The 25,958-nt window shown below is 63.4% G+C and carries 22 protein-coding genes and 4 tRNA genes; 19 read left to right on the plus strand and 7 right to left on the minus strand.

Annotated elements, in window-relative coordinates; genetic code table 11:
- On the plus strand, positions 1-1,390 hold a 1,390-nt coding region (locus tag AB7849_RS13625), incomplete at its 5' end, for a DUF5677 domain-containing protein (RefSeq protein ID WP_369501170.1).
- Between the two features lie 338 nt (positions 1,391-1,728).
- Here the strand turns inward: AB7849_RS13625 and AB7849_RS13630 are convergent.
- Positions 1,729-1,818 (minus strand) — tRNA-Ser (locus AB7849_RS13630).
- 111 nt (positions 1,819-1,929) lie between these two features.
- Between AB7849_RS13630 and AB7849_RS13635 the strand changes: the two genes are divergently transcribed.
- Positions 1,930-2,634 (plus strand): PP2C family protein-serine/threonine phosphatase, encoded by a 705-nt coding sequence (locus tag AB7849_RS13635; RefSeq protein WP_037101152.1) that lies wholly within the window; start codon positions 1,930-1,932, stop codon positions 2,632-2,634.
- On the opposite strand, the gene AB7849_RS13640 is transcribed toward AB7849_RS13635, so the two are convergent.
- A complete protein-coding gene (locus AB7849_RS13640; protein ID WP_008213851.1) occupies positions 2,612-3,391 on the minus strand; it encodes a TetR/AcrR family transcriptional regulator in 780 nt (259 codons plus the stop codon). The genes AB7849_RS13635 and AB7849_RS13640 overlap by 23 nt on opposite strands.
- 187 nt (positions 3,392-3,578) lie before the next feature.
- Positions 3,579-5,969: a phosphoenolpyruvate synthase gene (gene ppsA / locus AB7849_RS13645; RefSeq protein WP_369501171.1), complete on the minus strand. Its 2,391-nt coding sequence runs from the start codon at positions 5,967-5,969 to the stop codon at positions 3,579-3,581.
- Between the two features lie 226 nt (positions 5,970-6,195).
- Between ppsA and ppsR the strand changes: the two genes are divergently transcribed.
- Positions 6,196-7,011 (plus strand): posphoenolpyruvate synthetase regulatory kinase/phosphorylase PpsR, encoded by an 816-nt coding sequence (gene ppsR, locus AB7849_RS13650; protein ID WP_008213854.1) that lies wholly within the window; start codon positions 6,196-6,198, stop codon positions 7,009-7,011.
- A gap of 25 nt (positions 7,012-7,036) precedes the next feature.
- On the plus strand, positions 7,037-7,522 hold the full coding sequence (locus AB7849_RS13655; protein ID WP_008213855.1) for a DUF1249 domain-containing protein: 486 nt from the start codon (positions 7,037-7,039) through the stop codon (positions 7,520-7,522).
- A gap of 94 nt (positions 7,523-7,616) precedes the next feature.
- Here AB7849_RS13655 and AB7849_RS13660 read toward each other — a convergent pair.
- The 3 genes from AB7849_RS13660 to AB7849_RS13670 all read right to left on the minus strand — a co-directional run bounded on the left by AB7849_RS13660 (position 7,617) and on the right by AB7849_RS13670 (position 7,884).
- Positions 7,617-7,693 (minus strand) — tRNA-Asp (locus AB7849_RS13660).
- Between the two features lie 30 nt (positions 7,694-7,723).
- Positions 7,724-7,799, minus strand: a tRNA-Glu gene (locus AB7849_RS13665).
- Positions 7,800-7,808: 9 nt separating this feature from the next.
- A tRNA-Ala gene (locus AB7849_RS13670) sits at positions 7,809-7,884 on the minus strand.
- A gap of 26 nt (positions 7,885-7,910) precedes the next feature.
- On the opposite strand from AB7849_RS13670, the gene AB7849_RS13675 reads away from it, so the two are divergent.
- From AB7849_RS13675 to AB7849_RS13700, 6 genes are all read left to right on the plus strand, one after another.
- Positions 7,911-8,210, plus strand: a complete 300-nt coding sequence (locus AB7849_RS13675; RefSeq protein WP_157618154.1) for a hypothetical protein — start codon at positions 7,911-7,913, stop codon at positions 8,208-8,210.
- Between the two features lie 117 nt (positions 8,211-8,327).
- Positions 8,328-10,088, plus strand: coding sequence for a cation:proton antiporter (locus AB7849_RS13680; protein ID WP_369501172.1), 1,761 nt, complete (start codon positions 8,328-8,330; stop codon positions 10,086-10,088).
- Positions 10,089-10,250: 162 nt separating this feature from the next.
- On the plus strand, positions 10,251-11,006 hold the full coding sequence (locus tag AB7849_RS13685) for an FKBP-type peptidyl-prolyl cis-trans isomerase (protein WP_008213857.1): 756 nt from the start codon (positions 10,251-10,253) through the stop codon (positions 11,004-11,006).
- A gap of 165 nt (positions 11,007-11,171) precedes the next feature.
- On the plus strand, positions 11,172-12,515 hold the full coding sequence (locus tag AB7849_RS13690) for a UDP-glucose dehydrogenase family protein (protein WP_008213858.1): 1,344 nt from the start codon (positions 11,172-11,174) through the stop codon (positions 12,513-12,515).
- Positions 12,515-12,727, plus strand: a complete 213-nt coding sequence (locus AB7849_RS13695) for a SlyX family protein (RefSeq protein WP_008213859.1) — start codon at positions 12,515-12,517, stop codon at positions 12,725-12,727. The genes AB7849_RS13690 and AB7849_RS13695 overlap by 1 nt, the downstream gene beginning before the upstream one ends.
- Before the next feature lie 37 nt (positions 12,728-12,764).
- On the plus strand, positions 12,765-13,319 hold the full coding sequence (locus tag AB7849_RS13700; RefSeq protein ID WP_008213860.1) for a DUF2058 domain-containing protein: 555 nt from the start codon (positions 12,765-12,767) through the stop codon (positions 13,317-13,319).
- An 86-nt stretch (positions 13,320-13,405) separates the two neighbouring features.
- On the opposite strand, the gene AB7849_RS13705 is transcribed toward AB7849_RS13700, so the two are convergent.
- The gene (locus AB7849_RS13705; RefSeq protein ID WP_369501173.1) at positions 13,406-15,475 is read right to left on the minus strand and encodes a 3-hydroxyacyl-CoA dehydrogenase NAD-binding domain-containing protein; all 2,070 of its coding nucleotides are present in this window, start codon (positions 15,473-15,475) and stop codon (positions 13,406-13,408) included.
- Between the two features lie 171 nt (positions 15,476-15,646).
- Here AB7849_RS13705 and AB7849_RS13710 point away from each other — a divergent pair, with 171 nt between their 5' ends.
- The 9 genes from AB7849_RS13710 to rnc all read left to right on the plus strand — a co-directional run bounded on the left by AB7849_RS13710 (position 15,647) and on the right by rnc (position 25,862).
- Positions 15,647-16,138: a hypothetical protein gene (locus tag AB7849_RS13710; RefSeq protein WP_037100651.1), complete on the plus strand. Its 492-nt coding sequence runs from the start codon at positions 15,647-15,649 to the stop codon at positions 16,136-16,138.
- Entirely contained in the window at positions 16,135-18,702 is a 2,568-nt protein-coding gene (locus AB7849_RS13715; RefSeq protein ID WP_369501174.1) for a putative bifunctional diguanylate cyclase/phosphodiesterase, read from the plus strand. Before AB7849_RS13710 ends, AB7849_RS13715 begins: the two co-directional genes overlap by 4 nt.
- A 212-nt stretch (positions 18,703-18,914) precedes the next feature.
- Positions 18,915-19,511 carry an RNA polymerase sigma factor RpoE gene (gene rpoE / locus AB7849_RS13720; RefSeq protein WP_008215685.1) on the plus strand — a complete coding sequence of 199 codons (597 nt, stop codon included), beginning with the start codon at positions 18,915-18,917 and terminating at the stop codon, positions 19,509-19,511.
- Positions 19,508-20,203 (plus strand): sigma-E factor negative regulatory protein, encoded by a 696-nt coding sequence (locus tag AB7849_RS13725; RefSeq protein ID WP_008215684.1) that lies wholly within the window; start codon positions 19,508-19,510, stop codon positions 20,201-20,203. The genes rpoE and AB7849_RS13725 overlap by 4 nt, the downstream gene beginning before the upstream one ends.
- A gap of 116 nt (positions 20,204-20,319) precedes the next feature.
- Positions 20,320-21,798 (plus strand): Do family serine endopeptidase, encoded by a 1,479-nt coding sequence (locus tag AB7849_RS13730; RefSeq protein WP_369501175.1) that lies wholly within the window; start codon positions 20,320-20,322, stop codon positions 21,796-21,798.
- A gap of 169 nt (positions 21,799-21,967) precedes the next feature.
- Positions 21,968-23,758, plus strand: a complete 1,791-nt coding sequence (gene lepA, locus AB7849_RS13735) for a translation elongation factor 4 (protein ID WP_008215681.1) — start codon at positions 21,968-21,970, stop codon at positions 23,756-23,758.
- 23 nt (positions 23,759-23,781) lie between these two features.
- On the plus strand, positions 23,782-24,672 hold the full coding sequence (lepB, locus tag AB7849_RS13740; protein ID WP_008215680.1) for a signal peptidase I: 891 nt from the start codon (positions 23,782-23,784) through the stop codon (positions 24,670-24,672).
- Between the two features lie 145 nt (positions 24,673-24,817).
- Positions 24,818-25,198 carry a DUF4845 domain-containing protein gene (locus tag AB7849_RS13745; protein WP_008215679.1) on the plus strand — a complete coding sequence of 127 codons (381 nt, stop codon included), beginning with the start codon at positions 24,818-24,820 and terminating at the stop codon, positions 25,196-25,198.
- Positions 25,199-25,202: 4 nt separating this feature from the next.
- Positions 25,203-25,862: a ribonuclease III gene (gene rnc, locus AB7849_RS13750; protein WP_008215676.1), complete on the plus strand. Its 660-nt coding sequence runs from the start codon at positions 25,203-25,205 to the stop codon at positions 25,860-25,862.
- The last annotated feature ends 96 nt before the right edge of the window (positions 25,863-25,958 follow it).

Raw genomic sequence — 25,958 nt, forward strand, 5'->3', positions numbered from 1 at the left:
ATCCGCCAAGCGTGCACTCAGCACCGCATCCGAGGCAAGATCGCCGTCGTGTCAACCACACCAGACGCGAGAGAGCCAAGAAAAGGATGAACAAGAAAACAAAGATGAAGAGCCTGGAATAAATTTCACTAAGACTGTAGACCACACGACTTTGTCCGAAGTGTCGGAAGAGAGATTTGAAGACTTCATGTCAGTTGTCCTTTCCTGTCCAGGGGCGACAGCTGCATTACGTCCTCTTGTTCTGATTGACTCCCTTCCAAGATTGGATCGTTGGAAGCGGCATTTGGTTTCGGAAGACGAAGAAGAAGAATGGCGAGCTTTGGGAGTCGCGGTCACTGGCGTGCTTGATCACCAGTCCGAGGCGTCAACGGATATCCGTTGGTTTAAGATGATTGTGCCCATGATTTCGGGGATCGTGCACTTTCCCGAGTCGATGGCTGATCGAATAGAGTGCATGCGTCTATATCCAGACCACGGAGACATGCGCAGTGTTCGCCCATTTATTCGATCTATGGAGATTATGGCTCGCCGTTCGCCACCGTCAGAATGGATCGCAAGGTTTTGGGAAGAGGTTTTTAAAAAAACTCTTTGCATGGGACCATCTCCTGACGAAGATGGGCGATTCCCTGTGCCGATTGTAGACGGCAAATCGCTTTACAATCTCCGTGATCAAATCATGGAGAGGTTCTTGCAAAGCATAAAGGTGAGCAAGGTCGATGCGCGGCTAGATTCGTCGTTTGGATTATTGCTGTACGCACTTTCAATCGTCGAAGAGGTCTGCGCTAATCGAGTTCAATCAAGGATTCTTGGTCGGCTTGCCCTGAGGTCTTTGGTTGATGCTTGCATTACTCTGAATTATCTTTTTAAGATTGACAAGGATGAACTGTGGGCATCCTACCGCGTCTATGGTGCTGGCCAAGCAAAGCTGGCCTTTTTGAAGGCCCAAGAATTAGAGGGTGATTTACCATCATTCATTGACGAAGACATGCTTCACGCAATATCTAATGAAGACAGGTGGCAAGAATTTCTTGACATAAATATTGGGCACTGGGCCAATAGCAATCTGAGAAAACTAGCTACAGAAGGTGAATGTAAAGAACTATACGACAAATATTATGATTGGTCGTCAACATTTGTTCATTGCCATTGGGGTGCTATACGAGATACGAACTTCGTGACTTGTGGCAACCCTCTGCATCGTCTTCACCGAATTCCTCGCATACGACATAGAAACCTAAACTCAATTGAGCTTGATGCAGTTTGTTTGGTAAATGCTATGGTCGCGCTTCTTGACGAAAAGTATCCTGGAGACTTGGCGCTGGAAAGCTTGACAGTTGTTGAGGACACACCAGTGGTTGCAGATATGCCTGAAGCACAGGAAGGTGATTAGCCTTTAGCCTGTGACAGCCAATGATCGAGACACTCTATCCAACCCCGTTGCATACCGCCCAAGGCACCGGCAACCCTGGCGCCTTTTTGCTGCCCGGCACCGCTGGGCAGCGCGTGCCAGCCCCCTCGCGCAAGGCCTCAACGAGACGCTGCACGGGCCTTGTGGCCACAGGTGCATGCGCGTGGTGCTGAATGGCGGGTTGCGGCGTCGCCGGGGCGTGCTGGTGCTGTGCACGAGGCCGCGCGAAATTCGTACACCAATCGTACACAGCGAAAAACTGGCTCACCTTTAGACGGCCAAAAATAAGGCCTCACATCGCTGCGAGGCCTTGGTACAACTGGCGGAGAGGGTGGGATTCGAACCCACGGTACGCTTACACGTACGCCTGATTTCGAGTCAGGTACATTCGACCACTCTGCCACCTCTCCGATGGGGTGCACGGTGGTGCGTGCGAGCCGGCAATCATACGCGGGCAAATCTGCCGTGACAACAGTCGGTGTATCCGGCATGCTGCATCGGCATAACGAGTGCTGCAGGCCATGATCGAATTCGGACACGGAACCCACGTCGGATTGCGCCGTACGCGCAACGAGGACACCTATTACGCCGACGCGGCACTGGGCCTGTTCCTGGTGGCGGATGGCATGGGCGGGCATCAGCACGGCGAAGTCGCCGCGGCGCTGGTGCGCGATGCGGTGGTCGACATGGTGGCGCGGGGGCAATCCCTGGCGGACGCCGTGCGTGGTGCCGGTGCCCGCTTGCTCGGGCATGCGCGCGACCACGGTGTCGATGCGCTGCCGATGGGGACGACGGTGGCGGCGCTGCGCCTGGTTGGCGACGGTTATGAAGTGGCCTGGGTCGGTGACAGTCGGGTTTACCTCTGGCAGGACGGTTTGCGGCAGATCAGCCATGACCATTCGCTGGTACAGGAGCTGGTCGCCATCGGCTCGCTCGACCCCGCGCTGGCAGCCCGACATCCGCATCGCAACGTGATTACCCAGGCTCTCGGGATCACGGCCAGCGATCAATTGCACGTTGGCATGGCACGCGGGCAACTGGCGCGCGGCATGGCTTTTTTGTTGTGCAGTGACGGCCTGACCGAGGATGTGGGTGACAAGGCGATCGCCGGCGTGGTCGGGCGCCAGGACCTGGCCGCGCAAGAGTGCGTGGATCACCTGTTGCTGGCCGCCCTCGATGGCGGTGGCAAGGACAATGTGACGGCTATCGTGGCGCGCGTACGCTGACCACGCGTTTGCCGCGGGAGCGATCCGGTTCGGTGCTGCCGGGCTGGGCCGTTTCCGCAAGCTGATTGCTCTGGCGCAGCAGTTGCTCGATCAGGTTCACTTGCCGCGGATTGCCCAGCGGGGCGACCAGTGCCGGCGAAACCAGCGAGACCAGCCGCGCCAGCAGTTCGGCATCGCCGAGTGACTGGCCCATGCTGAGTTCGGCCAGCAGGTCGTTCATGTCGTCGGCGGCCAGCATGCCCGACAAGGCCTTCAGCGCGAAGTGCAGGCGCAGGCCCAGTTCGTTGCGGGGGGTTTGGGGCAGGGCACGCGCGAAGGCTTCGAAGAAGCGCTCGAAGATCGGGCGGTAATGACGTTGCAGATAATCGCGGATAAACGGCGATGCATCGCTGTAGACGCGGCCCAGCAGGCGCAGGAACGCCGGACCACCGGCAGGTGAACGGCCCAGTTGCAATGCCGGCGCGAACAGGATGCCTAGGATGGTCTCGTAATCCGGCACGTGGCCATCCGCTTCGCAGGCGTCGAGCAGGCGCAGGCGGTCCTCGTTCAACCGGTCCAGTCGCTGTGCCAGCAGCTCCTGCAGCATCGCTTCCTTGCTGCCGAAGTGGTAGTTGACGGCGGCGAGGTTGGCCTCGGCGCGCGCGGTGACCAGACGCATCGACAGCGCTTCATAACCCCGTTCGATGAACAACCACTCGGCTGCCTCGAGCAGGCGGTGTCGCGTGTCGACGCCGGGCGGATGTTCGCGAACGGCCATGGATTCCCCTTTGCTGCGTCAGTGCTGGACTGGCGCATGGTTCAAACGTGTGTATGACGCTAGCGGTTGCTCGTGGATGGAGCAAGTTGCGTTGCACGATGAAAAGGGCGGGGCGAACGGGGAAACGAAAAAGGCGAGCCCGCGGGCCCGCCTTTTTCATGAGTGACGCGGTGTGCGACCGGGTGCGTCAGGCGGCCTTTTTCTTCGCCAGGCGCAGCCAGGTATCGACCACGGTGTCGGGGTTGAGCGACAGCGACTCGATCCCCTGTTCCATCAGCCATTCGGCAAGGTCGGGGTGATCACTGGGACCCTGGCCGCAGATGCCGACGTACTTGCCTTTGGCGCGAGCCGTCTTGATGGCCATGGACAGCAGCTTCTTCACCGCCGGATTGCGCTCGTCGAACAGGCCGGCCACGATGCTGGAGTCGCGGTCCAGGCCCAGGGTGAGCTGGGTGAGGTCGTTCGAGCCGATCGAGAAACCGTCGAAGATCTCGAGGAATTCCTCGGCGAGCAGGGCGTTGGACGGCACCTCGCACATCATGATGATCTTCAGCGGCTTGTCGCCCTGGGCATGGGACACACCCTGCTTGAGGCCATTCTTTTCCAGCACCTGGACCACCTTGCGGCCTTCCTCCAGCGTGCGCACGAACGGGATCATCACCCACACGTTGTCCAGCCCCATGGTCTCGCGGACCTTCTTCACCGCCCGGCATTCCAGCCCGAAGGATTCGGCGAAGCTGGGATCGACATAGCGGCTGGCGCCACGGAAGCCGAGCATCGGGTTTTCCTCGTGCGGCTCGTAACGCGCGCCACCGAGCAGATTGGCGTATTCGTTCGACTTGAAGTCGGACATGCGCACGATCACCGGCTTCGGGAATACCGAGGCGGCGATGGTGGCGATGCCTTCGGCCAGCCGGTCGACATAGAACTCCACCGGGCCGGCGTAACCGGCGATGCGCTCGTCGATCTTCGCGCGGATCTCGGCATCCTGCTTGCCGTATTCCAGCAACGCCCTGGGATGGATGCCGATATGGCTGGCGATGATCATCTCCAGACGGGCCAGGCCGATGCCGGCATTGGGCAGCATGCCGAAGTCGAACGCGCGCTCGGGGTTGGCCACGTTCATCATGATCTTCAGCGGCGCCTCGGGCATGTCGCCGAGATCGGCGGTGATCCGCTCGAACTTCAGGATGCCCTCGTAGATCGTGCCGGTGTCGCCTTCGGCGCAGGACACGGTGACGTCGGTGCCGTCAGGGATCAGCTCCAGCGCGTTGCCGGTGCCGACCACGGCGGGCACGCCCAGCTCGCGCGCGATGATCGCCGCGTGGCAGGTGCGGCCGCCGCGGTTGGTGACGATGGCCGAAGCGCGCTTCATCACCGGCTCCCAATCGGGATCGGTCATGTCGGCGATCAGCACGTCGCCGGGCTGCACCTTGTTCATGTCGGCCAGCGAGCGCACCACGCGCGCCTTGCCGGCACCGATCTTCTGGCCGATCGAGCGACCCTCGGCCAGCACCTTGCCCTTTTCGCCGAGGTGGAAGCGCTCGAGCTGGGTGGCGTGCGCGCGCGATTTCACCGTCTCCGGGCGTGCCTGCACGATGTACAGCTTGCCGGTGTTGCCGTCCTTCGCCCATTCGATATCCATCGGACGGCCGTAGTGCTTCTCGATGATCAGCGACTGGCGCGCGAGTTCCTGCACGTCATCGTCGCTGATGCAGAATTTGGTGCGCATCTCGACTGGGGTGTCTTCGGTCTTGACCCGCTCGCCCGGCGCATCGGAATAAACCATGCGCAACTGCTTGGCACCGATATTGCGACGCAGGACAGCCGGCTTGCCGGCATTCAACGTGGGCTTGAACACATAGAACTCGTCCGGGTTGACCGCACCTTGCACGACCATCTCGCCGAGGCCGTACGAACCGGTGACGAACACCACGTCGCGGAAGCCGGACTCGGTGTCCAGCGTGAACAGCACGCCGGCGGCGCCGATATCCGAGCGCACCATCAGCTGCACGCCGGCGGACAGGAACACGTCCTCGTGCTTGAAGCCCTGGTGCACGCGGTAGGCGATGGCGCGGTCGTTGTACAGCGAGGCGAAGACTTCCTTCACCTTGTGCAGCACGTCGTCGATGCCGACCACGTTGAGGAAGGTTTCCTGCTGGCCGGCGAACGAGGCATCGGGCAGGTCTTCGGCGGTGGCCGAGGAGCGAACCGCCACGGCGATGTCGTTGGCGCCGGCGTCCTTGCACAGCTTGATGTAGGCCTCGCGAATCGCCTGGTCCAGCTCGGCGGGCAGCGGGGTTTCGGTGACCCATTCGCGGATTTCCTTGCCGGCGCGGGTAAGTTCATCGACGTCGTCCACGTCGAGGCCGGAAAGGCGTTCCTGGATGCGCTTGGCCACGCCGCTCTTTTCCAGGTATTGCTGGAAGGCATCGGCGGTGGTGGCGAAACCACCCGGCACGGAGACGCCGAGCTTGGCGAGGTTGCCGATCATTTCGCCGAGCGAAGCGTTCTTGCCGCCGACCTTGCCGAGGTCGGTCATGCGCAGTTGGTCCAGCCAGAGCACCAGGTTGTTCAAGGGAGTCTCCTTAAAGAGCTCGATAGTGGTAAAGACGTCGGGCGGCGCTGGAATCAGGCCGCGCAAAGACTGGTATTGTCCGCTGTCGATGGTGCGTGGCACAAGAAGACCATTGCAAACCATCGCCGCTCCAACTGCATACCAGTCAGCTCGAGTCCAGAAAAGACAGGCGACGACGCATGCGCTAATGTTCGTCGAGGATATTTCAAAGGCTCTCGGGCAACCCATGCAGCGCACGGTATTTTTCATCTCCGATTCCACTGGTATTACGGCCGAGACGATCGGCAACAGCATTCTTGCCCAGTTCGAGGGGGTGAGCTTCATCAAGCACCGCTTGCCGTTCATCGACAACGTGCACAAGGCGGAGAATGCCGCGTTGCGCATCAAGACGCATTACGCGAAGAGCGGCGAGCGGCCGATCGTGGTCAACACGATGGCCGATCGCGCGCTGTGCGAGATCGTGGCCGGTACCGGTGCGTTGATGCTGGATGTGTTCGCGCCGTTCATCGGTCCGCTGGAGGACGAGCTGGGCGCCAAGCGTTCCGGTGCGGTGAACCGTTCGCACGGACTGGTCGATTTCGACAAGTACGAAGCGCGCATCAACGCAACCAACTATGCGCTGTCGCATGATGATGGCATCGACGTGAATTACGCCGAGTCGGATCTGATCCTGGTGGGTGTATCGCGCTCGGGCAAGACGCCAACCTGCCTCTACATGGCCTTGCATTACGGGGTCAGTGCCGCCAACTATCCGTTGACCGACGAGGATCTCGAAAAACTGGAACTGCCCGCGCGGCTGCGGCCCTGGAAGGATCGCCTGTATGGCCTGACCATCGACCCGGTACGGCTCGCACAGATCCGCGAACAGCGTCGACCGGGAAGCCGTTATGCCACGCTCAAGCAGTGCCGCTGGGAGCTGGAGCAGGCTGATCGGCTGATGCGCCAGGCAGGCATTCCGTCGCTCAACACCACGCACGTCTCGATCGAGGAGATCGCCAGCAAGATCTTCGATCGTTTCGGTATCGAACGAACCATGTTCTGACCTTTTCCGGAGTCTCCATTTCCGCATGAGTGCCGTACTCGACAATCGCCACAGCCTGCTGCCGGGACGCTTCGAGTTCCTGATGGGGTTGTATGCCGAAAATTATCATCGGCTCGTGCGACTGTTCGCACCGCAGACACTGGAAGCGGGCGATTACGTGTCGGATGTTTCCGATGGCTTGCCGGTGCACCTGGTGGTGCAGGAATGCCATCCGTACACGCTGGAACTGGAACTCACCTACGGCTTTGTCGATGCGCAGACGGGGCATCGGTCGCCCTCGGCACAGTTGCGCATGTATACCGACGCGCATGTGGCCGAAGCGATGCACTGCCATCCCGGACGCCACCTGTGGCAAGTGCTCGGCCCGTTTCCGCCGGCGCACACGGTGTTCCAGCACCGGCTGCAGATGAACGGGTTTCTCTCGCGCTGGCTGGAATACCTGGCGGGGCAGGGACATTCCGTCGCCACGCTGGCACCGATGCCCGGACGTGAGGGTCAGAAGACATCGTAGGGACGCCTGGCAGGCGCCCGCGAGCGGGCGCCAGCCCGATGGGTATCCATGCAAGCAACAAAAAACCCGCACAAGGCGGGTTTCCTGCTTACAGTGGCGGAGCGGACGGGACTCGAACCCGCGACCTCCGGCGTGACAGGCCAGCATTCTAACCAGCTGAACTACCGCTCCACATTGTATAACCAGCGTTGCGAGCCAACTTGGCGTCCCCACGGGGATTCGAACCCCGGTCGCCACCGTGAAAGGGTGGTGTCCTAGGCCTCTAGACGATGGGGACAATTCAAGTTGGTGGAGCCAGGCGGGATCGAACCGCCGACCTCCTGCATGCCATGCAGGCGCTCTCCCAGCTGAGCTATGGCCCCGCCGCTGGAAGCCCGAAAGAATAGGTGTGGTTCGCGATTCCGTCAAGCATTTTTTCCAGAAATTTTTTACCGAAGTGAAAATGGCGATGCGTTCGTTGCGAGCGCGCAGTGTGCCTGCGCAATGGTCGGGTACCGAAGCTCCGGGTCCTCGCTTCATCCGGCCGTTTGGTGGGCGACAAGATTCAGTCGATATCTCATCGTTCGCCCTGAGCGTCGGCCCGCCGGGCCAGAGTCGAAGGATGATCGCCGATGGGCGCTTCGACTCTGCTCGCTGGCAGCAAACTGCGCTCAGCACGAACGCACTTTTCGCTGAGCTTCGTCGCTGATCAAGTTCAGCCGTGACGGACGCGTCACGCAGTGCATGCGCAGATGCAACACGCGCTAGGCGAAGACGCGCCGCAGGGCCTAAGCTGGTAAACCCGTCAGCGCGCCCAGAGGAAGGCATGCACGATATCGGATTCATTCGCGACCTGGCCATCGTGATGCTGGTGGCGGGCGCCACGACGGTCCTGTTGCACCGGCTGCGCCTGCCGGTACTGCCGGGCTACATCCTTGCGGGTGTACTGATCGGCCCGCATACGCCGGGCGTGCTGATCACGGATCCACGCACCATTGGCGACATCTCGAATCTCGGCGTGGTGCTGCTGATGTTCACGCTGGGCCTGGAGTTCAGCGTGCGCAAGTTGCGCGAGGTAGGTGCGGGCGTGCTGCTGGTGACGGTGGCCGAGGTCGGTTTCATGCTGTGGGTCGGCTACACACTGGGCACGGCCTTTGGCTGGAGCACCCGCGATGCGCTGTTCCTGGGCGCGATCATGTCGTTGTCCTCGACGATGGTGGCCACGCGCACCCTGAGTGAGGGCGGGATGCGGCAATGGCCGTTCGCGCGGGTGGTGATCGGCATGCTGGTCGCGGAAGACATGCTGACCATCGTCATACTGACCCTGCTGACCGCGGTGGCCATTGGCGGGGTGGTGGAAACCGGCGTGGCGTTCAGCCTGATCGGTCACCTGGGCCTGTTCGTGGTGGCCGGCATGCTGGTTGGCTTGCTGCTGCTGCCACGCTTGGTGGATTACGTGGCCGGGTTTGGCAATGACGAAATGCTGCTGGTCAGCGTGCTGGGCATCTGCTTCGGTGCCAGCCTGCTGGCGGCCTTGCTGGGTTTCAGCGTGGCGCTGGGGGCTTTCCTTGCCGGTGCGGTGGTGGCCGAGGCGCGCAACGCGACACGCGTGGTGCATATGGTGGAACCGTTGCGCGACATGTTTGCCGCGCTATTCTTCGTGTCCATCGGGCTGAAGATCGACCCCGCCTTGCTGATGCAGTACGCCTTGCCGGCGTTGCTGGTGGCGATGGTCGTCATGCTGGGCAAGACGCTGGCGTGCAGCGTGGGCTGTTTCTTCGTGGGCCATGACGCCCGCACCGCCTTGCGCGCAGGCCTGAGCATGGCGCAGATCGGCGAGTTCTCGTTCGTGATCGCCACGTTGGGTCTGTCGCTGAATGCGGTAAGCAAGTTCATCTACCCGATCGCGGTCGCCTCGTCGCTGATCTGCATGGTGGCGTCACCGTACCTGATGCGCTCGACGGATGCCCTGGCGAACGGAGGCCGCAAGGTGTTGCCGCAGTCGTTGCGCCTGCTGGTCACCAGCTATAGCGGCTGGCTGGAGAATTTGCGGCCGGTGGCGGAAAACGCGGCGATTGCGGCGATGTTCCGCCGCCTGCTGTGGCATATCGTGGTCAATGTGATCCTGGTGGTCACGCTGTTCACGATCGGCGCCTATGTCAATGCGCACGGCTGGGGCTGGTTTTCGAAGGTGGGGATCGATCGGGAAATGCGCCATTCGCTGATCTGGGCGGTGGCGCTGGTGCTGTCGCTGCCGTTCCTGATTGCCATTTACCGCAAAGCCGAGGCGCTGGGCATGCTGCTGGCTGAATTGGGTATTCGCGAGCGCTTTGCCGGAGGCTATACCCAGGCCATCCGCCAGGTGTTGGCGCGACTGATCCCGGTGGCGGCGCTGGTACTGCTGGCCCTGCTGGTGGGGGCGTTGGGCTCGACGATCCTGCCGCCACGCGGGGTGGCGTTGTCGGTGGGGGGCGTGGTGCTGGTGCTGGCGGTGATGCTGTGGCGTTCGCTGGTGAAGATGCATGCGCGCCTGCAGGCTGCACTGCGCGACACGCTGAACAAGCCGGAAGCCGATTCGCGTGACTGAAGTCTCATCCCGCAGGCGTCATGGTTGAACCTTTCATGTGGCGGATTGTCGGACACAAAACGTCGTTGCCAAGACCGAACGGGACCCGCACAATGCGGATTCTGCCCTCCAACGGGGAGGGGCGGCCGGCACGCCGGTATATCCATGACGAGGGAGTTCCGAATGAAGCATCTTTTGCGTCCCACGCTGACAATGGCCACGTTGGCCGTTGCGCTGGGCATGACGGCCAGCGTGCAAGCGGCCCAGACCACCAAGAGCAGCACGGTCGACAAGACCAAGGCCAGCTACGTGGTCGGCTGGGATCTGGCCAGCTCGTTGCCGCCGATCGTGCGCCAAGAGATCGATCCGGCCACTGTCGCTCGTGCGGTCCAGTCGGAGCTGTCCGGCCAGAAGCCGACCATGTCCGAGACCGAGTACAAGTCGGTCAAGGAAGCGTTTGTCACCCAGTTGCGCGCCAAGGCCAAGGCCGAGTTCGACAAGGAAGCGGCCAAGAACAAGGCAGCCGGTGAGGCCTTCCTGGCCAAGAACCGCCACGCCGCTGGCGTGAAGGTCACGGCCTCGGGCCTGCAGTACAAGGTGCTGTCGCAGGGTTCCGGCGCTCGCCCGGGCCCGAACGACACGGTCAAGGTCAACTATGTCGGCAAGCTGGTCGACGGCACCGTGTTCGACGATTCGTCGAAGCATGGCAGCAGCGGCCCGGCGTCGATTCCGCTGGCCAACGTGATCCCGGGCTTCCGCGAAGGCCTGGAGCTGATGCAGACCGGTGGCCATTACCAGTTCTTCATCCCGTCGAACCTCGCCTACGGCTCCGAACCGCGTAGCGAGATGCCGCCGAATGAAACGCTGATCTTCGACGTGACCCTGGTCAGCACCGGTCCCACCAAGGGCGGCGCTGCACCGGACGCCGGACAGAAGTAAGCGCGCGGCAGCCATGCTGCCAGCGTTGTGAACCGAAGGGGCGCGAAGCGATTCGCGCCCCTTCGCTTTGGTCGCGGGCCACGGGCTGCTGGCTCGGTTTTTTGCGCGATCCCGCACGCCGCGCCTGTTAGAATGTGCGGCTTCACACGAATACCTGGGCAACCGATGAACGTCACCATCTTCGGAACCGGTTATGTAGGCCTCGTCACCGGTGCCTGCCTGGCGGAAATGGGCAATCACGTGGTCTGCGTCGATATCGATGCGGGCAAGGTGGCGCGCCTGGAACAGGGCGATATCCCGATCTACGAGCCGGGCCTGGAGCCGATCGTCACGCGCAACCACGCGAATGGCCAGTTGGCCTTCACCACTGATCCGGCGCCGGCCATCGCGCACGGGCAGGTGGTGTTCATCGCGGTCGGCACGCCGCCGGACGAAGATGGCAGCGCCGATCTGCAATATGTGTTGAGCGTGGCGAAGACCATCGGCCAGCACATGGATCGCTATACCGTGGTGGTGAACAAGTCGACCGTGCCGGTGGGCACCGCCGATCGCGTGCGCGAGGCGATTGCCGCCGAGCTGGCCGCGCGCGGCGCGACGATCGCATTCGACGTGGTCTCCAACCCCGAGTTCCTCAAGGAAGGCGACGCGGTGGCCGATTGCCTGCGCCCGGACCGCATCGTGGTGGGCAGTTCCAGCGCGCGCGCCGTCGACGTGCTGCGCAAGCTGTACGCACCGTTCAACCGCAACCACGATCGCATGGTGGTGATGGACGAGCGTTCGGCCGAGCTGACCAAGTACGCCGCCAACGCCATGTTGGCGACCAAGATCAGCTTCATGAACGAGATTGCCAACATCGCCGAACGCGTGGGCGCGGATGTGGAACTGGTGCGCCACGGTATCGGTGCGGATCCGCGCATCGGCTACCACTTCATCTACCCGGGCGCCGGCTACGGTGGCTCGTGCTTCCCCAAGGACGTGCAGGCGCTGGAGCGCACCGCGCGCGGCGTGGGTTACCAGGCGCGCCTGCTGGGGGCGGTGGAAGCGGTCAACCACGACCAGAAGACCAAGTTGTTCGAGCTGATCTCGCGCCACTTCGACGGCCAGCTCAAGGGCAAGACCATCGCGTTGTGGGGCCTGGCCTTCAAGCCGAATACCGACGACATGCGCGAAGCGCCCAGCCGGCGCCTGATCGAGGCGTTGTGGCAAGCCGGTGCAACGGTGCGTGCCTTTGATCCGGAAGCGCGCGAGGAAGCGCAGCGTATCTACGGTGAACGCGACGACCTGGTCTTGTGCGGGCAGCCCCATGACGCGCTGAAGGGCGCCGACGTGCTGGCCATCGTCACCGAGTGGAAGCTGTTCCGCAGCCCGGATTTCGCGGCGATTCGCGCCGCACTGAAAGAACCGGCGATCTTCGACGGACGCAATCTGTACGAGCCGGCGGCCGTGGAAGAGGCCGGGCTGGCCTATTACGGCATCGGGCGCGGACGTTCGCTGGGCGTGAAACGCTGATGGACAATCTCGAACAGCGACTGACCGAGCTGGAAGTCCGACTCACTTTCATCGACGATACCGTGCTTGGGCTGGCCAACGCCGATGGCGAGCAGTCCATGCGCATCGCCACGCTGGAGCGGCTGGTGCACGACTTGCGCAGCGAGCTGGCCTCGTTGCGGCTGGGGCAGGGCCACGACCCGCACAGCGAACCACCGCCGCCGCATTATTGAACCGACTCTGGCATTACGCTCACACCGGATTCCGACCATGGCCGATTCCCTGCGCGATCAGCTGCTGAAAAGCGGCATCGTCAAACAGGTTCGCGAAGAAAAGCGCCCGAGCGCGCCCAACAGCGGGCGCACGCCTGCGTTCAAGAAAGGCTCGAAAGGGCCGAAGGCGCGCGCTGCCTCCAGCGACGAGGTCGATCTGGCCAAGGCCTATGCGATCCGCGCCCGCACCGAAGCCAATGAACGCAAGCAGGCCGAACGCGAGGCCGCCGAACAGGCGCGCCTGAAGCGCGAGCGCAAGCAGAAGATCCAGCAGCTTTTGCAGGGCAAGGCCCTGAACAAGGCTGACGCCGAGCATGTCCGGCATTTCGAATACGGCGGCAAGATCCGTCGTGTCCACGTGGACCCCGCGCAACTGGCCGCGCTCAATGGCGGCGAGCTGGGCATCGTGCAGCAGGCGGGACGCTATGTACTGGTCGAGCGTGCGATTGCCGAGCAGGTACGCGACATCGATGCACACCTGCTCGCGTTGCTGGTGGAGCCGGGCGCCGGCGGCATCGGCGACGACGGCGTGCCTGACGACTTGATGTGGTAGCGCCTTGCACCCTCTCCCCGTTAAGGGAGAGGGTTGGGGTCAGGGACCCATCTGGCGGTGAGACTCGATAAAGCCGCAGCGGTTCCTTAGTCCGCCAATTCAAAACCGCTTTGCGCCAGTACCGGGTTGTCCCAGCCCGGCTTCGGCGTGAAGCGTTCGCCGTATTGTGCTGCCAGCGCTTCCAAGCGTGTCTTGAGCTTGGCCGCGCCTTCGCTGCGGATGTACTGGATCGGGCCACCGCGGAAGGGCGCGAAGCCGGTACCGAAGATCACCCCGGCATCGAGCAGGTCGGCATCGTCGACCACGCCGTCGGCCAGGCAGGCCACGGCTTCGTTGACCATCGACAGCACCATGCGGTCCTGCAGATCGGGCGAGGCGGCGTAGTCCGGATCGACCTCGGGCTTCTGCGGCTTGCCTTCGTGCCAGACGTACAGGCCCTGGCCATCCTTCTTGCCGCGCTTGCCGGCTTCCATTTTGTCTTCGAGGCCGGGGGGCAACTCCAGGCCGAGGAAGGGTGCCAGTTCCTTGCCGACCGAGGCGCACACGTCCAGCCCGACCGTGTCGGCCAGCTCGATCGGTCCCATCGGCATGCCGAACTTCGTGGCGACCTTGTCCAGCACTGGCCCGGGCACGCCTTCGTTGTACAGGCGCATGGCTTCGAGCAGGTAAGGCATCAGGATGCGATTGACCAGGAAGCCGGGCGTGCCCTTGACCGCCACCGGCAGTTTGCCGATGGCCTTGCAGAACGCCAGTGCGCGTTTCTCGATGGCCGGATCGAGCCGCTCGTGGCGCACCACCTCGACCAGCGGCATTTGCGCCACCGGGTTGAAGAAGTGCAAGCCGAGGAAACGTTGCGGCGCCGCCAGCTTGCCGCGCAGTTCATCCAGCGGAATGCTGGAGGTGTTGGTAGCGAGGATCTCGTCGGCCTGGAACTGAGGTTCGATGGTGGCGTAAAGCGCTTCCTTGGCTTCGGCGTTCTCGTAGATCGCCTCGATCGCCAGGTCGGCATCGGCCACGCCCTTGCCCTCGACGTCGGCGCGCAGGCGACGCGTGGCGGCCTCGATTTTTTCCGGCGTTTTCAGTTTTTTCTCGTAGAGCTTGCGGGCGCGGTCCAGCGCAGGCTGGACGTACTTCATCTCGCGATCCTGCAGGGTCACGTCGAAACCCTTCAGCGCCGCCCAGGCCGCGATATCGCCGCCCATGACGCCGGCACCGACCACGTGCACGTGCTTGATGGCGGGGTCGATGCCGCCGCCGGCGCCTTTCAGACGCTCCTGCAGGAAGAAGATGCGAATCAGGTTCTGCGCGGTCGGCGTCTGCGCCAGCTTGGACACCGACAGCGCTTCCAGTTTCAGCCGTTGCCGGATGTCGCCGCCGCCGCGCTTCCACACGTCGATCAGCGCGAATGGGGCCGGGTAGTGTTCCTTGCGCACCTTGGCGGCCGTCTGCTTGAGCACCATCGGGGCGAGGATCTGCCGCGCCAGCCAGGTGTTCGTGGCCCAGGCCTTGGTCCGCCGCACGAACGGGCGCGTGATGGGGCGGCGCAACAGATGCTTCGCTTCGGTCAGCAGCTCGTCGAGCCGGGCGGTGCGATCGACCACGCCGAGCGCCAGTGCCCGCTTTGCCGACAATGGCTTGCCGGTGAGCATCACCGGCAGCGCGTCGGGGGCGCCGATCAGGCGTGGCAAGCGCGCGCTGCCGCCCCAGCCGGGATGGATGCCGAGCATGACTTCGGGCAGGCCGATTCGGGTTTTCTCGTCATCCGCGGCGATGCGTTGGCGACAGGCCAGGATCAGTTCGGTGCCGCCGCCCATGCAGGCGCCGTGCACGGCGGCCACGGTCGGGCAGGGCAGGCGTGCCAGCGATTCGTAGACGCGCTGGCCGTTCTGGATGTTCTCCAGCACGGTGCCGTGCTTCGCGTAACCCACGAACTCCTTGATGTCGGCCCCCACGGCGAAGCCGGAGGCCTTGGCGGAGTGGATGATCACCCCGGCCGGCCGCTCGATCGCCAGCCGCTCGACGATCTGGCCCAGCTCGTCCAGCACCTCGCGCGAAATGGCGTTGACGCTGCTGCTGGCGCGGTCGAGGGTCAGCGTGACGATGCCGCTGTCATCCAGGTTCGTTTTCCAATGGTTGAAGCGCAGTCCTTCGAACATGGGCTCAAGTTGGGTGGTGGATGGAAATTGCACCATACCGTCCCGTAGCGTGGATTGCGAGACGCTTCCGGCTTCATGGACAAAGGGCTTGCCGCCACTTGCCGATGCCTGCGTCACGAAGCGATCAACGTCCTATTGCGCTTCCTCCGCGAACGCGTAACTTAGACCGGGATGACTACCTTGATGGCCCCCGGTCCGGTCGCCGGCAGCGAGATATTCGAGCGCATCCTGGCCGTGCCAGGAGGTCTGGTTCTGCTCGACTGCGACGACAGTGCGGCTCTTGTCGAGCAGTTTCGCGCCATCGCCAGACACAGCGGGCAGTCGATCTACCTGTGGGACCCGGAGGCGGGCATGGGCAACCTGCGCGAGGTGCATGCACGGGTGCCGGGCCTGCAGCGGCTGGGCAATGCCTTGCGCTACATGCAGCAGAGCAACCATTTCGGCATATATCTGCTGGCGAAATTCCCGCTGCCGATCTCCACCATGGACAACAACCTGCTGCGGCAACTGGCGCGTTCGCCGGCCGGGCACGTGCGACGGGTGGTGCTGCTGGATGCGGAGCCGGCCCTGGTAGCCGGCCTGGATGACGTGGCCGTGCGACTGGATGGTTCGTCACGCCCCGCCCAGCGCCCGCGTCTGCGCGACGGCCGCTGGCTGCCGTGAGCGACGAACTGTCCCGCGAGACTGGCGTGCTGGTGGTGGCGCCACAGCGCGATCTTCGCCGCGCCTTGTTCGATGCGCTCGACCATGAGGGGCATCCGCTGATTCATTCGGCCCGCGACTCCGCGCATGCGGCGATCCTGCTGGAGGGGCGCGCGCCGCTGACCTTGATGGTGGTGGCGCTGGAAGGCGACGGACGCGCGGCACTGGCCAGTTGCGAGCAGTTGCGACGCATTCCTGCCTGCGCCGATGCGCTGCTGATCGTCGTGCTGACCGATGGCGCCACGATTCGCCCCGCGCAACTGCCGGCCGGCGTGGGCGACTGGCTGCATGCCAGCCAGATCGCCAGTGAACTGGGGCCGCGTTGGCAACGCCTGCGGCGTACCGCCTGGGCCGGACCGGGACGTGCGCCGGCCCCGGCCAGCGATGGCGATTACCGCTTCGTCTTCGATGAAGATGACAGCGAGTGGGTGATTGTCGATCCGTCCACCGAGCGCGTGCTGGAGGCGAGCCCGGCATGGGGGCGCCACAGCGGACTGGGCGATGGGGCGGTGCTCGATCGTACATTGACCGAACTGCTGGTGTTCGAAAGTGTGAGTGCGGAACAGCTGCTGCGCGAAAGCAATCGCCAGTGGTATCCCTGCGGGCGCCGCTCCGTCCAGGGGGCCGACAGCGGCGAGGTGAGCTCGCGACGCGTGCGGCATGCCGGGCGCGACGTGGCGGCACTCGCGTTCCGCAGTGACCGCGCCGGGGTCCGCCCGGGCGTGGCGCTGACCTTGCTGGCGCGACTGTTTGCCAGTGGCGGCAACGACGGCGACATGAGCGTGGCGGTGCAGTTGCTGGTCGATGACATGGGGCTGGATTACCTCGCCGTATGGTCGGGTCGGCCGGAAGACAGCGGGGCACCGGTGCAACTGGCGCAGCGCTGGCGCGGCGGCGAGCGTTCCTGGCCGGCGGCGCAGCTGCAGAGCTCGTTGCGCCTGGTCTTGGGTGGCAAGACCCTGGTGCACGCGGCGGATGCCCAGCGGCTGGCCACGGCCGATCCGCTGGTGGCCGACCTGGGCCTGTGCGGTTTCGTCGGCCTGCCGCTGCTCGATGAACGGCGCAACGTGCTCGGCGCCCTGCTGGCCGGCAGTCGGCAGCCGTTTGCGGAGCCGGAAATCGCCGAGCCAGTGCTGCGTTGCGCGGCGGCCCATTTCGCCCATGCGCTGGAATTGCGTCGCACGCGCGAGCAGGGCCGGGCCGAAGGCCTGCTCGATGCGCTCACCGGCTTGCCCAACCGCCTGCTGTTCAACGATCGGCTGGATACCATCATTCGCGAAGCCAACCGCACCGGCGAATGCTTCGCAGTACTGTTCGTCGACCTGGACCGTTTCAAGTCGATCAACGACAACCTGGGCCATGCCGTGGGCGACCAGGTACTGGTGGCCGTGACCCAGCGCCTGCGCAGCAGCGTGCGCGCGTCCGATACGGTGGCACGTTACGCCGGCGACGAATTCATCCTTGTCCTGCGCCACATCGTGAAGAACGACGACGTGCTGCGCGTGGCCGAAAAGATCGTCCAGCTGATGGAAAAGCCATTGCGGCTGGAGGACGAAACCGAACTGCAGGTCACCGCGTCCATCGGCATCAGCTTCTTCCCCGAGGATGCACCGGACGCGGAGACCCTGCTCAAGCATGCCGACGAGGCGATGTATGCCGCCAAGGGGCAGGGCCGCAACAACTACCAGATCTACGACGTCAGCCCCGAGCAGGAGCAGCAGAACGCGGCATTGAAACGCAGCCTGCGCCATGCCGAAGGCAACGGCGAGCTGCGGGTGTTCTACCAGCCACAGGTGAACGCGGACAGCGAAGACATCGTCGGGATGGAGGCGCTGGTGCGCTGGGAACATCCCGAACTGGGGGCGATCGGACCAGGCTTCTTCATTCCGTTGGCCGAAGAAACCGGGCTGATCGTTTCCATTGGCGAATGGGTCTTGCGTACCGCCTGTCAGCAGGCGCGGGTCTGGGAGGACCGGCATGGTCTGCGCCTGCGCCTGGGCGTGAACCTGTCCGTGGTCCAGCTGACGCAGCCGGACCTGGTGGGCGTGGTGGAGCGGGTGCTGCAGGAAACCGGGCTCGATCCGACATTGCTTGAGCTGGAAGTGACCGAAAGCATCAGTATCAAGGCCGTTCCCCACTTGATGGAAAACCTGCATGGCCTGCATCGACTGGGGTGCCGCATCGCCATCGACGATTTCGGTACCGGTGCCGCTTCGCTGGATTATCTGCGCAAGCTGCCGGCCGATCGGATCAAGATCGACCAGAGCTTCGTGCGCAACATCGGCGTGGATCCGGACGACGAGGCCATCGTGCGCGCCACCATCGACATGGCGCACCGGCTCAACCGCGAGGTGGTGGCCGAAGGCGTGGAGATCGAACAACACCTGCAATTCCTGCGTCAGAACGGCTGTGACGAGTTGCAGGGTTATCTGTTCTGCCGCCCGTTGCCCCAGGCCAGTTTCGATCGCCTGCTGGCCGAGCGCGAGAGCCTGCTGGCTGGCGTGGCCGGCCAGTCGGCCGCTTGAGTGGCCGCGGCACGCCCCCATCTCACGGAGTGGATCGGGCCTTGACGGCCGAAGCGGGGATCGCCGGGCGATGATGATCGGGCGCGAGCGCCGGAGAGTTGGCCGAGGATCGTATTCGTGCTGAACTTGCAGGCGTAATGTCTGTCTGAAGCACCTCAATCCATCCGGCAACATCCCCGGGGGCGGCGGCAGCAACGAAGGAGATGGCCCGGATGGGCGAAAACGAACTCGATAGTGCGCTGGTCGAGCGGGTACAGGGGGGCGACAAGCGCGCTTTCGACCTGCTGGTGCGCAAGTACCAGCACAAGGTCATCGGCCTGATTTCCCGCTACGTGCACAACCACGCCGAATGCGAAGACGTGGCGCAGGAGGCTTTCGTGCGTGCCTGGCGCGCCATTGGCTCGTTCCGCGGCGACAGCCAGTTCTACACCTGGATGTACAAGATCGCGGTGAATACCGCCAAGAACCATCTGGTGGCACAGGGGCGGCGGCCACCCAGCGACGATATCGCCATCGAGGATGCGGTGTTCGTGCCGGGGGCCGATCGCATGCAGGACAACGCCACCCCCGAACGCGAGTTGATGCGGCAGGAAATTGAACAAACGGTGTTTTCCACTGTCCAAGCCCTGCCTGAGGAATTGCGGACAGCCATTACGCTGCGCGAGATGGATGGCCTCAGCTACGAGGAGATCGCCACCGCCATGGATTGCCCGATCGGAACGGTGCGTTCGCGCATCTTCCGGGCGCGTGAGGCGATTGATGAAAAGTTGCGGCCGCTGTTGTCGAACCGCGAGGACCGGACACCATGACTGAAATGCATCAGGAAAACCTTTCCGCCGGTATCGACGGCGAACTGTCGAAGGAGGAGCTCCGCTTCCTGCTGCGGCGGCTCGACCACGAAGCGGACTTGCTGGCCACGTGGACGCGTTACCACGCGGCGCGCGATGGCATGCGGCGAGAATTGCCCGTGCTGGCGTCGAGTGGCTTTGCGGCAAGGGTCATGCTGGCGATCGACGCCGAAGCGGCGGCCCCCACGCAAACCGTTGCCGCTGCGCAAGCCCAGGCCGGTGGTCGTCGCCGTCACTGGCTGCGCTGGTCGGCTGGCGGGGCGATCGCGGCCGGCGTTGCGGTGGCCGCACTGATGGTGGCCCAGCCCACCGCCGACAGCGACACCCGTTCCGCGACCGCGCAGGTGGCCAGTACGCCATCGACTGCACCGGCGCCACAGCAACAGATCGCCGCCGTGTCGACGCCTTCCCCGTCAACGCTGCAGGGCACCAATGCTCCGGCTACCGTGCCGCCGTGGCTGAGCGGCAATGCCGCTTCGCGACTGAGCGAGCGCGCCTCGATGACCCTGGGCAGCCCGGCCAATGATCCGATGCGCCCGTACCAGGTGCGCGGGTACCGTACGCTCAACAACGGCGATGGCAGTTATCTGCTGCTGATCGACCCGAGCCAGGTGGCCAACAGCCGCAATCCGCAAGCTGCTGCTGCCCAGTAATCCCGGTGGCCTTGAGCGATGCTCCGGCCATCTCCGTCTTCATCAGTTCCGCCCCGGTCGGCCCATCGCATGGGCCGCCTCCCCGGGGTGTGCCCGAAAATCCCAAGGAGGAAACCATGAATCGATCCGTTTGGCGCAACCTGGTTTGTTGCGCATTGGCCATGGGCTTTGTCGTTACGGGCAGTGTGCAGGCGCAAGGCGCGGCTGCCGCTGCCGCGCTGCCTGATTTCACTGGCATCGTGAAGGAAAATGCGCCTGCGGTGGTGCATGTCGAAGCCAAGTACAACGGCAAACATGCCAGTGCCATGCAGATGCAGGGGCCGGGCTCCGGGCCCCAGGGCCCCGGTTCGAACGATCCGCAGTGGATCCTGCGGCACTTCTTCGGCATGCCGATGATGCCTTCGCCCGAAGAACAGGCGCATACCTCGCTGGGTTCGGGTTTCATCATTTCCAGTGACGGCTACATTCTCACCAACAACCATGTGGTCGCGCATGCCGACCAGGTCACCGTGCGCTTGCAGGATCGTCGCATCCTCACCGCCAAGGTGGTCGGCACCGACCCCACCTACGACATCGCATTGCTCAAGGTGAATGCCGGCGGCCCGCTGCCGACCGTGCACATTGGCGATTCGCACACGCTCAAACCCGGCCAGTGGGTGCTGGCGATCGGCTCGCCGTTCGGTTTCGATTACACCGTGACCCAGGGCATCGTCAGTGCGGTGGGCCGCAACCTCGGCGCAGGGGACCAGCAGGACACGGCGTTCATCCAGACCGACGTGCCGATCAACCGGGGCAACTCCGGCGGTCCGCTGTTCAACCTGCAAGGCCAGGTGGTCGGCATCAACTCGCAGATCTATTCCAACACCGGTGGCTATCTCGGCGTGTCGTTCTCGATCCCGATCGACACGGCCATGAACGCGGTGCAGCAGCTCAAGACCAAGGGCTACGTGACCCGTGGCATGTTGGGCGTAATGGTGCGGCCAGTGGACGACAGCGTCGTCAAGGCACTGAAGCTCGAGAGTGCCAATGGTGCCATCGTGGCTGAGGTGACCCCGGACAGCGGTGCGGACAAGGCCGGCATCCAGCCGGGCGACATCATCATCGGCTTCAACGGCCATGCCATTGACCAGGGCGCGGATCTGCCGCCGCTGGTGGCGATGACCAAGCCGGGCACCAAGGTGCCGGTGGAAGTGCTGCGCAACGGCAAGAAGCTCACCCTGCATGCCACTGTCGGCACAATGCCGCGCGACAAGAACGCCCAGATGGGCCATGTCGGTGCGGCAGCCAGCAGCGGCGCCGCGGCGTTGGGCCTGGTGGTGAAGTCGCTGGACCATGACACGCGCCAGCAGCTCGGGTTGAAGTCCGGTGAGGGCGTAGTGATCTCCGATATCACTGGTGAGGTCGCTGCACAGGCTGGCCTGCAGGCTGGTGACGTGATCCTGATGGTGAACCAGCAGAAGATCGGCAGCGTGGAGGCTTTCCGCAAGGCCACGGACCATGTGAAGGCGGGCGATACCGTGCTGTTGCTGGTACGTCACGGCGATCAGACCAACTTCATCAGCCTGAGCGTGCCTTCCGGCAAGTCGGGAGACTGAATCTGGCGCCGTCCTCCGTGGCCCGTCCGGGCGGGCTGGCCACTTGCCATCCGGTCGCGCATGCCGCGGCCGGATGGCTTTTCCATGCGATAATGCCGGGTTCATATCGCCACCCCGGTGATACGCTGCCGGCAACCTTGCGCGGTGGCGCAAGCAGACAGCGTGCTCCATGGAACTGATTCGCAATTTCTCCATCATCGCCCACATCGATCATGGCAAGTCGACGCTTGCCGATCGCATCATCCATTTGTGTGGCGGCCTGGCCACCCGCGAGATGGAAGCGCAGGTGCTGGACAACAATCCGATCGAGCGCGAGCGCGGCATCACCATCAAGGCGCAGTCGGTGTCGCTGCCGTATACCGCGCGCGACGGCAAGACCTATCAGTTGAACTTCATCGATACCCCGGGTCACGTGGACTTCTCCTATGAAGTGAGCCGCTCGCTGGCTGCCTGCGAAGGCGCGTTGCTGGTGGTGGATGCGGCGCAGGGTGTGGAGGCGCAGTCGGTGGCGAATTGCTACACCGCCGTCGAGATGGGCCTGGAAGTGGTGCCGGTGTTGAACAAGATCGACCTGCCCACGGCCGACGTCGAGAAGGTCAAGGGCGAGATCGAAGCCGTGATCGGCATCGACGCCACCGATGCGGTGGCGATCAGTGCGAAGACCGGCCTCAACGTGGTCGAGGTGCTGGAGGCGATCGTGGCCCGCATTCCGCCACCGAAGCCGCGCGACACCGACAAGTTGCAGGCGCTGATCATCGATTCCTGGTTCGACAACTACCTCGGCGTGGTGTCGCTGGTGCGGGTGATGCAGGGCGAGATCAAGCCCGGCGACAAGCTGCTGGTGATGTCGACCGGACGCACCCATCAGGTCGATGACGTTGGCGTATTCACGCCCAAGCGCAAGAAGCTGGAGAAGCTTGGCGCAGGCGAAGTGGGCTGGATCAATGCCTCGATCAAGGACGTGCATGGCGCTCCGGTCGGCGACACGCTGACTCATGCCGGCAAGCCGGCTGAACATGCGTTGCCAGGCTTCCAGACCATGCAGCCGCGCGTGTTCGCCGGTCTGTTCCCGGTGTCGTCTGACGACTTTCCGGCGATGCGCGAGGCGCTGGACAAGCTGCGCCTCAACGACGCCGCGCTGTTCTTTGAGCCGGAATCCTCCGAGGCGATGGGCTTCGGCTTTCGCTGCGGCTTCCTTGGCATGCTGCACATGGAAATCGTGCAGGAGCGGCTGGAGCGCGAATACGATCTGAACCTGATCACCACCGCACCGACGGTGGTCTACGAGGTGCTGAAGACCGACGGCTCGATCCTGATGCTGGACAATCCGGCCAAGTTGCCACCTTCGCCACAAGTCAGCGAGATCCGCGAACCGATCATCGTGGCCAGCATCCTCACGCCGGAGGCCTATATCGGCAACATCGTCACCTTGTGCCAGGAAAAGCGCGGCGTGCAGCGTTCGATCCAGTACCTGGCGACCCAGGTGCAGATCACCTACGAATTGCCGCTGGCCGAGGTGGTGCTCGATTTCTTCGACCGGCTGAAGTCGGTCTCGCGCGGTTACGCCTCGATGGATTATCACTTCGAGCGTTTCGACGCCGGTCCGTTCGTGCGTACCGATGTGCTGATCAACGGCGATCGCGTGGACGCGCTCAGCCTGATCGTGCATCGTTCGCATGCCGATCGCCGTGGCCGCGACCTGGTCGAGCGGATGAAGGACCTGATCCCGCGCCAGCAGTTCGACGTGGCGATCCAGGCGGCGGTTGGCGCGCAGGTGATTGCGCGCTCCACCGTGAAGGCCCTACGCAAGAATGTGTTGGCCAAGTGCTATGGCGGTGACGTCAGCCGCAAGAAGAAACTTCTGGAAAAACAGAAGGAAGGCAAGAAGCGCATGAAGCAGGTCGGCCGGGTGGAAATTCCACAGGAAGCCTTCCTCGCCGTCCTGAAAGTAGACAAGTAGACGCGGCACTGAAGGAGTAGGGCATGGAGTACGATTTTTCGGCGATCCTGCTGGGTCTCACCATCCTGTTCGGTGTGATCTGGGGGCTGGATCGTCTGTTCCTGTACAAGAAGCGCCAGGCGAAGCTTGCCGCTGCCGGCAAGGAATATCGCGACCCGGTGCCGGTGGATTGGTCGCGCTCGCTGTTCCCGGTTGTGCTGATCGTGCTGTTGCTGCGCACCTTCGTGGCCGAGCCGTTTCGCATTCCATCCGGTTCGATGATGCCGACGCTGGACGTGGGCGATTTCATCCTCGTCAACAAGTTCGCCTACGGCTTGCGCCTGCCGGTGTCCAACACCAAGGTCGTCGGTATCGGCGAACCGAAGCGGGGTGACGTGGTGGTGTTCCGCTGGCCCGGCTACACCTGCCACGAGGCGGACGGCAAGGTGGTGCATGGCGGTGACCCGGAATGCACCACGCCGGTGCCGCGGCAGAACTGGATCAAGCGCGTGATCGGCCTGCCGGGCGACACCATCCAGGTTCACGACAGCCAGATCATCATCAACGGCAAGCCAGTCATCGCCGACGAGGTGGGCCCGTTCAAGGGCAATCCCGCGCGTACCGATGACAACCTGCTGATGTCCTACAACGCGACCATCTGGAACGAACACCTGGGCAATGTGACCCACCTGATTGCGCGCATGCCGGAGCGTGGCCCGACGCCGCCGATTCCGAATTCGCGTGTGCCGTCGGTGGTGCCGCAGGGCTGCTACCTGGTGATGGGCGACGATCGCGAGAACAGCGAAGACAGCCGTTACTGGGGCTGCATGCCGGAAACGGCGCTGGCGGGCAAGGCGTTCCTGATCTGGATGAGCTGGAAGGGCTGGGGCACGGGTGGCGTAGGCTTCCACCGGATCGGCAAGCTGATCCACTGAAGCGTCGCGGCATGGCCCGGATATGTCATTCCGTGATCGTGCGGACTGGCGGCCGGGCCGCTGTCGCGGCACAGTACGCAGCGACAATGGCCAACCGGCCTGTGGATACACGTACGAGCCGCATCGACGGCATGGCGAGGGGACTATGAAATCGAAGCAAGCGGGGATCACCCTGATCGGGTTTCTGATCGTGCTGATCGTGGTGGGTTTTTTCGGCTATATGGCGATGAAACTGGTGCCGGCCTACAGCGAGTACATGGGCGTGGTGAAGGCCATGAACCAGGAAGCCACCAATGGCGTGGATGGCAAGACGCTGGACAGCATCCGGCGCGACCTGTCCTACAAGTTCAGCATGCAATACGTGGACGATGGCACCATCACGCCCAGCGACATCACCATCACCCACGTCAACGGCGGCAACCAGCTGAACATCGCCTACGACAAGCAGATGCCATTCATCTACAACATCGATTTCCTTGTCCATTTCGAGAAAAGCGTGCCGCTGCAAGGCACCATTGCCCAGTGATTCCGTGCAACTGACTTACCGCTTCCGTGATCCCGCGCTGGCCGAGCTGGCGCTGACCCATCGCAGCATGGGCAAGCCCAACAACGAGCGTCTGGAATTCCTGGGCGATGCGTTGTTGGGCGCGTTCGTGGCCGAAATGCTCTATGAAGTTCATCCGAAGGCCAGTGAGGGCGAGTTGTCGCGGTTGCGCGCGCAATTGGTCAATGGCCAGGCTCTGGCGGTGATTGCGCGCGAGCTGGAACTGGGTGATCGGCTCAAGCTGGGCTCGGGCGAGCTCAAGAGCGGCGGCTTCCGGCGCGACTCGATCCTGGCCGATGCCTTCGAGGCCATGCTCGCGGCCATTCATCTCGATGGTGGACTGGAGGCCTGTCGCAATACCGTGCGCGAAATCTTCACCGACCGCATCGCCGCCTTGCCGCGCTCCTCCAAGGATGCCAAGACACGCCTGCAGGAGTGGCTGCAAGGCCATGGCTTGCCGCTGCCGCATTACGAGCTCAAAGATAGCTACGGCGAGGATCATGCGCGCACCTTCGACGTCAGTTGCGCCGTATCCGAGCCGCAGGACATCATCGCCGAGGGCAGCGGCAACAGCCGCCGGGCGGCCGAGCAGGAAGCGGCCGAGGTGGTATTGGCGCGCCTGCTCGACAGCTCGGACAAGGGCTGAATTCCGGCCCTGAGCTTAATTTCGGCGATATCGCCGCCCATCGGGCGCTGGCGCCCGTAGGCGCATGGCGCCATGCTTGTCATCCGTTTCGAGAGC

Origin of the sequence: Rhodanobacter sp. FW021-MT20 (assembly GCF_041107475.1) — a bacterium.
GTDB classification, from domain to species: domain Bacteria; phylum Pseudomonadota; class Gammaproteobacteria; order Xanthomonadales; family Rhodanobacteraceae; genus Rhodanobacter_A; species Rhodanobacter_A glycinis.